This window comes from Intrasporangium sp., from assembly GCF_035280925.1.
Taxonomy (GTDB): Bacteria; Actinomycetota; Actinomycetes; order Actinomycetales; family Dermatophilaceae; genus Intrasporangium.
In genome coordinates this window covers 1-8,043 of the sequence record NZ_DATEEY010000014.1, presented here as the reverse complement: position 1 = coordinate 8,043, position 8,043 = coordinate 1, and the positions used below count along the sequence as shown (strand labels likewise).

General features: G+C 67.9%; 8 protein-coding genes. 4 read left to right on the top strand and 4 right to left on the bottom strand.

Translation table 11 applies throughout. The features are described 5' to 3' along the window. Both VJN29_RS01485 and VJN29_RS01480 read left to right on the top strand, forming a co-directional pair. A partial coding sequence (locus tag VJN29_RS01485) for a hypothetical protein (protein WP_324141688.1) occupies positions 1-427 on the top strand: 427 nt, incomplete at its 5' end. A 143-nt stretch (positions 428-570) separates the two neighbouring features. Continuing rightward, the gene (locus tag VJN29_RS01480) at positions 571-858 is read left to right on the top strand and encodes a helix-turn-helix transcriptional regulator (RefSeq protein ID WP_324141686.1); all 288 of its coding nucleotides are present in this window, start codon (positions 571-573) and stop codon (positions 856-858) included. Between the two features lie 172 nt (positions 859-1,030). Here VJN29_RS01480 and VJN29_RS01475 read toward each other — a convergent pair whose 3' ends face one another. The 4 genes from VJN29_RS01475 to VJN29_RS01460 form a co-directional block, all read right to left on the bottom strand. Beyond that, the gene (locus VJN29_RS01475) at positions 1,031-2,377 is read right to left on the bottom strand and encodes a M20/M25/M40 family metallo-hydrolase (protein ID WP_324141684.1); all 1,347 of its coding nucleotides are present in this window, start codon (positions 2,375-2,377) and stop codon (positions 1,031-1,033) included. 54 nt (positions 2,378-2,431) lie between these two features. Then, complete coding sequence (locus tag VJN29_RS01470; protein ID WP_324141682.1) at positions 2,432-3,880, bottom strand: anaerobic C4-dicarboxylate transporter family protein; 1,449 nt, start codon at positions 3,878-3,880, stop codon at positions 2,432-2,434. A 52-nt stretch (positions 3,881-3,932) separates the two neighbouring features. Beyond that, on the bottom strand, positions 3,933-4,280 hold the full coding sequence (locus VJN29_RS01465; RefSeq protein WP_324141680.1) for a hypothetical protein: 348 nt from the start codon (positions 4,278-4,280) through the stop codon (positions 3,933-3,935). Between the two features lie 74 nt (positions 4,281-4,354). Beyond that, the gene (locus tag VJN29_RS01460) at positions 4,355-5,548 is read right to left on the bottom strand and encodes a M20/M25/M40 family metallo-hydrolase (RefSeq protein ID WP_324141678.1); all 1,194 of its coding nucleotides are present in this window, start codon (positions 5,546-5,548) and stop codon (positions 4,355-4,357) included. A 352-nt stretch (positions 5,549-5,900) separates the two neighbouring features. Between VJN29_RS01460 and VJN29_RS01455 the strand changes: the two genes are divergently transcribed. Together VJN29_RS01455 and VJN29_RS01450 are read left to right on the top strand one after the other, a co-directional pair. After that, the gene (locus tag VJN29_RS01455) at positions 5,901-7,505 is read left to right on the top strand and encodes a CapA family protein (RefSeq protein WP_324141676.1); all 1,605 of its coding nucleotides are present in this window, start codon (positions 5,901-5,903) and stop codon (positions 7,503-7,505) included. A gap of 197 nt (positions 7,506-7,702) precedes the next feature. Further along, a partial coding sequence (locus tag VJN29_RS01450; RefSeq protein ID WP_324141674.1) for a hypothetical protein occupies positions 7,703-8,043 on the top strand: 341 nt, incomplete at its 3' end.

Sequence of the window (8,043 nt, the reverse complement as noted above, 5' to 3'; positions counted from 1 at the left end):
TGGATACGCGGGTTCGATTCCCGTCGCTCGCTCCACCAATTCGGTGCGTAAACGAGCGTTGCCGCCGAAAGTCCATCCACATCCCATCCACATCAGCCTCCGGAGACCTAACTTCGGAGCCATGACAGATGTGAACACGCGGCGCCGGAGCGACCCGGCGCACCCACCCAAGAGCGTGCGCCGGTTTCGCACCGAGCACCGCTTTCGGGGCTCCAGGAAGCTCGGCGCGATGCACGTCGGCAAGTACCAGCACGTCGGCTCGGAGAGGATCATTCGCTGGAAGTGCTGGACGCCCGCCTGCGCCACGGAGAAGCAGCTCGAGGGCTGGTGGTTGGGCGGGCCTCCGGGCCGCGTGCTGAGCGCAGGCGCCACCGCCGAGATCACCTTCCGGAAGTGCCTCAAGATGCTGGGCAGTGATGGCGCCTGAGCGGACCGCGGTGTGGACGCCCGCGCACATCCGGCACGTCCTCACCATGCGGACAGCGCGTACCCTCACCGACGCCGAGCGGCAGGATCTCGACCTCTGGCAACGGAGCCGACTACCGAATCCGTAGCGTTTACGATGGCGACGTGAGAACCAAGCGGGGCCATCTCGACGAGGACGACTTCAACCAGGCACTGGCGGCCGAGGTGCGGGCCCTGTTGGCACGGCACAGAAAGGTCCAGGCCGACGTGGCGCGTCAGCTGGGCATGAAGCCCAACGCCGCGAGCTTCCGGTGGCAGGGCAAGACGCCATGGAGCCTCGCCGAACTACTGCTGCTGTGCGACTGGCTCGACGTGGACGCCGCCGAAGTGATCTCCGCAGCCAAGGCTGCCGCGGTGGCGAGGACGCCCCAGACGCCGGCGGTCTCGAATTAGCGTGGATGGCATCCACACCAGCCTGTAACTGAGAGTCACTCTGAGCACGGGAGCGGGAACTGCTCCCGTGCTCAACCACATGGTGGGGAAGGGTTCGATCCCCGTCGCTCGCTCCACGTGACACCGGACCCAAATGGTCCTCCGGCGCGCCTCGCTGCCTTGCTCCAGGCCCTCAGCCGGCCGAGGCGAACTCCTCGAGGAACACGGCCTGGGTGACGATCAGCTTCTCGATCTCGCTCGGGTCGACGCTCTCGTCAGAGGCATGGATCCTGGCCTTCGCGACGTCCTCGGGCCCCACAAGGATGAACTCCGCACCGGGCACGAGCTGCTCCAGGGTGCGCAGCAGGGGGATCGAGCCCCCGCTTCCGGCATCCCCTGGCTCCTTGCCGTAGGCCGTCTTGAGCGCCGCGCGCGCGGCGGCATACGCCGGTCCATCAGTGCGGCACAGGAACGGCGGCGCCTCCTTGGTGCGCGTGACCTCGACCTGCGCCCCCCATGGCGCGTGCGACTCAAGGTGGGCCACGAGCGCGTCGAGCTCCTTGACGGGGTCGGCGCCCGGCACGATTCGCATCGAGATCTTCGCCCGGGCCTCTGGGATGAGGACGTTCGACGAGCCAGCGATCGTCGTCATGTCGAGACCGATGGCGGAGATCGACGGCCGCGACCACAGCCGGCTGCCGATCGAGCCAGTGCCGGTCAGCTGCACCCCGTCGAGCAGGTCGGCGCCGGCGCGGAAGGCACCCTCGGTGAGGTCCGCACCGGTCCACTCGTCCGAGGAGACGCCGTCGATGGCGACGTCGCCGTTCTCGTCATGCAGGGTTGCAAGGAGCCGGGCGAGCGCCATCATGGCGTCCGGCGCTGGTCCGCCGTGGACGCCGGAGTGCAGTGGGTGCTCCAAGGTCTTGACCGTGACGATGCAGGCGACATCCCCGCGCAGGGCCGTCGTCAGGACGGGCTCGCCGGCCTCGAGGTTGCCCATGTCGCACACGAGGAAGACGTCGCACTGAACGAGGTCGGGGTGGGCCTCGACGAAGGCTTCGAGGTTGCTCTCGGTCTCCTCCATTCCCTCCAACAGGAGCTTGACCGTGCACGGGGGCTTGCCGTCGAAGACGCGCAGCGTGCCCAGGTGCGCGGCGATGCCGCCCTTGTCGTCGGCCGCGCCGCGGCCGTAGATCCGCCCGTCGTCCTTGCGGGTGGGGGTCCACGGGTCGGAGGACCAACCCTGCTCCGGTGGCGCCGGCTGCACGTCGTAGTGGGCATACAGCAGCACTGTGGGGGCGCCGGGCGGCCCCGTGATCTCCCCGTAGATGGGCGGGTATCCGGTGGGCACGTCCATGAGCTCGGCGTTCTCGAAGCCGACAGAGCGGAACAGCTCGAGCGTCTCCGCGGCCATGGCGTGAACCGGCTCCGCCGGGTAGCCGGGGAACGCCACGGATGGAATGGCTACGAGTCGCTCGAGGTCACGCAGGACCTCGGGCATGAGTGTGGCGGCCTTGGTAGCGATGTCCTGGTGGTCCATGATTCCTCTTCGTCTTTGCTTCGGCTTGGCTTGTCCCCGACGGATCGGGCTCTGTCAGTAGAAGACCGCACCGATGACGGCACCGACGAGCACCGTGGTCACCGTCATGATGAGCATCGGAACGAAGAAGCTGTGGTCGAGCAGCTTGGTACCGAGCTTCGTGCTCCCGGTCAGGTCGAAGTTGGCAGCGGCGATCTGGGTACCGTTGGCCGGCAGGGTGTACACACCACCGAGGGCGCCGGCCCACATGCCGGTGAGTACGCCCGGGGCGAGCCCAGCGGCGAGGCCGATCGGCACAATCGTCCGGGTGGCGGTCGACTGGCTCGTCGTCAGCGCGGCGACGATGAACACCGCGACCGCGAAGATGAACACGTAATTCGTGACCCAGCTGCCGACGGTTTCCACGATGAACTCCTCGTGGGCGTTGATGAAGGTGGCCGTCAGCCACGCGATGCCGAACAGGGCGATCGCCGAGACCATGCCGGCCTTGAACACGGACTGGTCCGGCACGGTCTTCACGTCCGGGCGGGCGATGATCATGATGACCACGGCCGCGACGAACATGACGATCGAGATGGTCGTGGTCATGTCGATGGGCACGGACTCACCATCGGTCTCGAACGACGGGCGCAGGTCCGGGAAGAGGCCGAGAACGACGATGGCCAGCACACCGGCGAGGAATGCGAGCGCGGCATTGCGGCCCTCCTTCGTGGCCGTCAGCTGGGCCGAGGCCGGCGCTGGGCTGACCGGTCCGGGCGTGGCGCCCGTGGCCGCCTCGGTTCCGGTTGGGACAGTAGTGGTCCCGGTCGCGGCAGGCGCCGTCGTGGCGTGCTGGCGTGCCGCGACGATGGCCGGTGCTTCGAGTGCCCCAGAGGCGATCCTGGCCTGGACGTCCTCGTCGTCGTCGAGGTCCTTCCACATCCGGTTCACCACCAGCGAGGTGACCACGATACCGATGACGCACGCGGGTAACGTGATCGACAGGATCTGGGTGAGGCCGAGGTTGAACGGCGCGACGTCGGTCAGCGTCAGCATCGCAGCCATCGCCGCCGAAACCGGCGATGCGGCCAAGGCCATCCCGGACTGGACGACGGTGACCGTCAGTGGCCGTGCGGGTCGGATGTTGTTCCGGTAGGACACGTCATAGATGACCGGGAGCAGCGGGTAGAGGATGTTGCCGGTGCCCGAGCCGATCGAGAAGGCGAATGCCGTCAGCGGCGCGATGGTCGTGATCTGATTCGGCCTGCGTTCAATCACCCGGGCGGCCTGCAGGACCATCCAGTCGATGCCGCCGGCTGCTTGCATCATCGCCGCGGCAGTGACGACGGAGAGAATGATGAGCATCGCCGATCCGGGCGGCTCGCCCGGCGGTTCGCGGAACACGAAGACGAGCACCCCGACACCGAGGCCGCCCCAGAGGCCCACCCCGACGCCACCAGCGCGCGTACCCATGACGATGCACGCGATGACCACCAAGGCCTCGAGTACGAAGCTCACACTCATCTCGCTGTCCTCTCCGAGTGACCTTGCGGCAGTGCCGCCCAGACCCTGCCGTCTACGTTCTGCTGCTGCACTCCACGTCGATCTGCTGCTGCACGATTGCCCACTGGGTGCGAATGTTCTGCAGGTCCTCCTGCAGCAGCGCCTGCACCTGGGCGTCCGCCTGATTCGCCGCCGCTGCGACGTCGGCCCGAGCGTCGGCCAGCGCCGCACGAAGCCCGCTGACGGCAATGTCGAGGCTGCCGTCCGCGCTGGCCTGGAACTGGTCGACCTCGCTCCCGAAGTCGGCGAACAGCTTCTGGACGAACTCCGGCGAGTTCGCGGTCGTGTCCAGCTCCCGCAGCTTCTGTGCCGCCGTCTCGACGTCGGAGTACTGGCGGCACAGATCGCGCTGCGTGGTCACGCCACAGCCAGCGGTGACCAAGGTCGCGGCGACCGCGACGGTGACGGACAAACGTCTCGTCCGACGGCTGAAGTTCATGACGATTCCCCGTCGTGCTGCAGTTGGGTGGCGATGGCGACCAGGACCCGGCACGCGGTCACCAGGTCGTGGATGCTGATCCGTTCGGTCGTGGCATGTTCGTCGACCATCCCGGTCGGCAACGCCACACACGCGATTCCCTTGGCGTTGAAGAGGTTCGCATCCGTTCCACCGCCCGACTTGCGCGGGACCACGGTCAGCCCCACGGAGCGGATGGCAGCGGCTGCCTCCCGGTACGGGGCCGCGTCCTCCGGGATCCGGTACGTGCGGTAGATCTCTTCCACCGTGAACTCGACCCGGCCGCCGAGGCGAGCGGCGGCACCCTCGCACGCCTCACGCATGGCCTGCACCTGCTCGTCGAGCTTGCCCTGGTCGTGACTGCGCGCCATCCCCTCGAGGACCACGGACCCGGGCACGATGTTGCGTGCCTCGCCACCCGCGATGGTGCCGATGTTCGCGACGGTCTCCGCATCGATGCGCCCCAGTGGCATCGCGGCGATGGCCTCGGCCGCCATGCGGATCGCGCTGACGCCCTTCTCCGGCTCAACGCCGGCGTGGGCCTTGCGGCCGCTGAACGTCATCGTCAGGTAGACCGAAGTGGGGGTCCAGTAGGTGATGGAGCCGATCGGGCCGGCCGTGTCGAGCACGAATCCGTGACTCGCTTTCAGCCTCGACACGTCGAGATGCCGGGAGCCGACGAGCCCCCGCTCCTCCCCGACGCTGACGACGAACTCGATCGTCGGCCTCGGCTGAGCCGGGTGGTCTCGAAGCAGGGTAAGCAGCTCCAAGCAGCAGGCAATGCCTGACTTGTCGTCCGCGCCCAGGATCGTGGATCCGTCGGTGCGGACGAGTCCGTCGTCCACGATCGGCGTGATCCCGCGGTCCGAGCCTGCTGTGTCCATGTGGGTCGAGATCAGGATCGTGCCAGCCCGCGTGCCGGGCAGGACGGCAACCAGGTTGCCGACCTCGTCCCGCGACGTCTGGCAGCCCAGGCCAGCGAACCTGCTCTCGAGCAGCCGACCGATCTCGGTCTCGTGTCCGGTCGGGCTGTCGATCGACAGCAGCTCCAGGAACGACGCGATCAAGCGATCCCGGTCCACCGCGTCTGACAGCGAGAGCTCGGACGCGTCATGTCCCGTTGCCGGGCCACGAGACGCGGAGCCGTCCAACGCAAGCTCGCTTGAACCCATCCGTCTCCCGCTCCCCTCGCGACCTGGTCGGGCTCGACACTGACCAAACTGGCGGACGCTACAGTCCCGGCTACAACTGGATCCTCAACCCGATGGCGCCGAGACTCCCTCATCCACTTCGGGTGATCCCGTGTCACGCCTCAGGAGAAGGGGCGTCGAACTCTGAAACTGCTGCTGCTCGGGGTGGTCAGCAGCCTGCTCATCCCGTCGTTGCGGCGGCGGCGAACCTGCCGATGTCTGAGGCGCGCAGGCACGCTCGCCGGCGCGCTTGGAAGTACGCACTTCTGGCCGGTGAGCAGGCTCGCTGGCGGTTGGCGAGCGGTGTTGGGCACGGCAGACCTAGGCTGTGCCCGTGAACTCGCCGAGGATCTTCCGGGGTACGGCTCTCGCCGTCGGGGTGATGCTCGTTGCGGCCTGCACCGCCGGGAGCCCCGGGCCCACGACAACCGCGGGCGCCCCCTCGACGGGCAACACCTCGGTGACGAGCAGCGCGACGACGACGACCGAGGCAGAGCCCGTGGCCTTCCCGTTGGCCGTCGTCACCGGCATCACGAGCCTCAAGGCGACCACGACCGTCAAGGAGCTTGGCGCGCTGGCCAAACGGGGCGACCTGGTGTTCCCGTGCGGAGTCGTGGTGACGCAACCAGCCCTGACATCTGATGCCGCCTGTGTCGAGGCCGACGAGATCCCAGGGAAGCTGAAGAAGAGCCCGGGCCGCATCGCCCTGCTCCCGCCCGGCCTCGTGGAGCCGACGACCAAGGTGCTCTCGATAGCCGGGAAGGGACCCTTCGGGATGTTCGGCGCGGATCTGTTCGGCGACGCGAAGGCCCGGGCGATGGACTATCCCGTCCTCGCCACAGCGCAACCCGGCGCCGGGCTGGAACCGAGCTGGACGGCATACGACACGTCGGAGATCTGGACGATGACCAACCTCGGAAGCCTGTGCGCCGACCGCGGAGGCGCAACCCAGGCCGTGGCTCGGGACAGCGGCTGGGACTGGGTCTTCGGCGGGGGCACGGCCGAGTACGCCGGGAAGGCCGTTGTCGACCCACCGAACCGGGAGCCCTACCGAGCCGTGCAGCCGCGCGACACCGGCGACGACGGCGCCTTTGCCCAGGTGACCAAGCGCTCCGATGTGGCCATCGCTGACCACGAGTGCCCGGTCATCGCGGACGAGAACTGGGAGCCGCAGCTCGGCCGGACGCTGGTCTTCAGCGTCCCGGAGGCGGTCCTGCCTCACTGGCGTGACACGCTCGGCCTCGATGTCGTCTACCTCGCCGCAAACCACATGAGCGACAAGGGAGTCGGCGGCATCCGCTCGACGCTTCGGCTGATGGACGAGTACAAGATCCCGCGTACCGGCCTCGGCATGGACCTCGACGAGGCGCTCGAGCCGGCCTACGCCGAGGTCGCCGGCCTCAAGGTCGGGTTCGTCGCGTTCAACGACGTGGGTGGAGTGGCCAAGGCCGACGCCGACACGGCCGGCGTCCCGTGGATCACCCAGGAGAACATCGAGGCGGGCGTCAGCCGGGCCAGGGAGGGGGGCGCCGACCTGGTCATCTGCAACCCGCAGTGGTGGGGTGGCGCGGAGTACCACAACGACCTCTGGCCGACACAGGAGCAGCAGGTCGGCTGGTTCGACCAGGCCGGCTGCGACCACGTCATCGGATCCGGGACCCACGTGGCCGGCCCGCTCCTGCTCCGGGAGCGCGGAGACGACGCGAGTGTCGTGCTCGTCAGCCCGGGCAACCACTACTTCGGGCAGGGGTGGTGGCAGGAGACGCAGGAGGGCGTGGTCCTCGACCTGACGTTCCGCGGGACCACGCTGGTCAACGTCCGCATGCGCCCCACGGTGATGATCAACGAGGCGCGGCCCGCGCTGCTCGATCCGCGGGGCGACGGCCACTATGTCCTCGAGCGGGTGTGGAAGTACTCCGAGCTCGACGACACGCGCTGAGCGCGCTTTCGCCTCTGCACCAAGGGTTCCCCCAACCGCTGTGCCTTGACAGCCTCACGCCCGCGCCACCAACCTTGTGAAGAGCGGTGCATGAGAACGCCGCCATGTGCGGCCGTCAGAACGGGCAGTTCCTTACTCACCACCATCTTGGGGAGTGTGTGATGGCGCACGAAGTGGTCCGCAGTCGATCCCGCATCATGACAACGATCGCCGCTGTCGTCGCGGTCGTGGCCCTGGCCGGGGCCCAGTCGAGCTGCGAGGCGCAGCGAAACCAGCACTCCAGCTCCAAAGCGAAGGAATCCAACTCCCAAGTCGAGGACTCGGGCTCCAACGTCAACGTCAACGTCTCGGTCGTCGAGTACTCCGTGACCTCGGACGCCCAGATCGAGACCATCACGTTCCTCGACGAGGACGGCGACATGGTGACGAAGACCAATGTGGGCCGGTCCTGGTCGGGAACCGGCCCCGCGGACCACGGCACCGTGTTGATCTCTGCGACCACCGGGGACGGCAGCTCGATGATCAAGTGCTCGGTGCG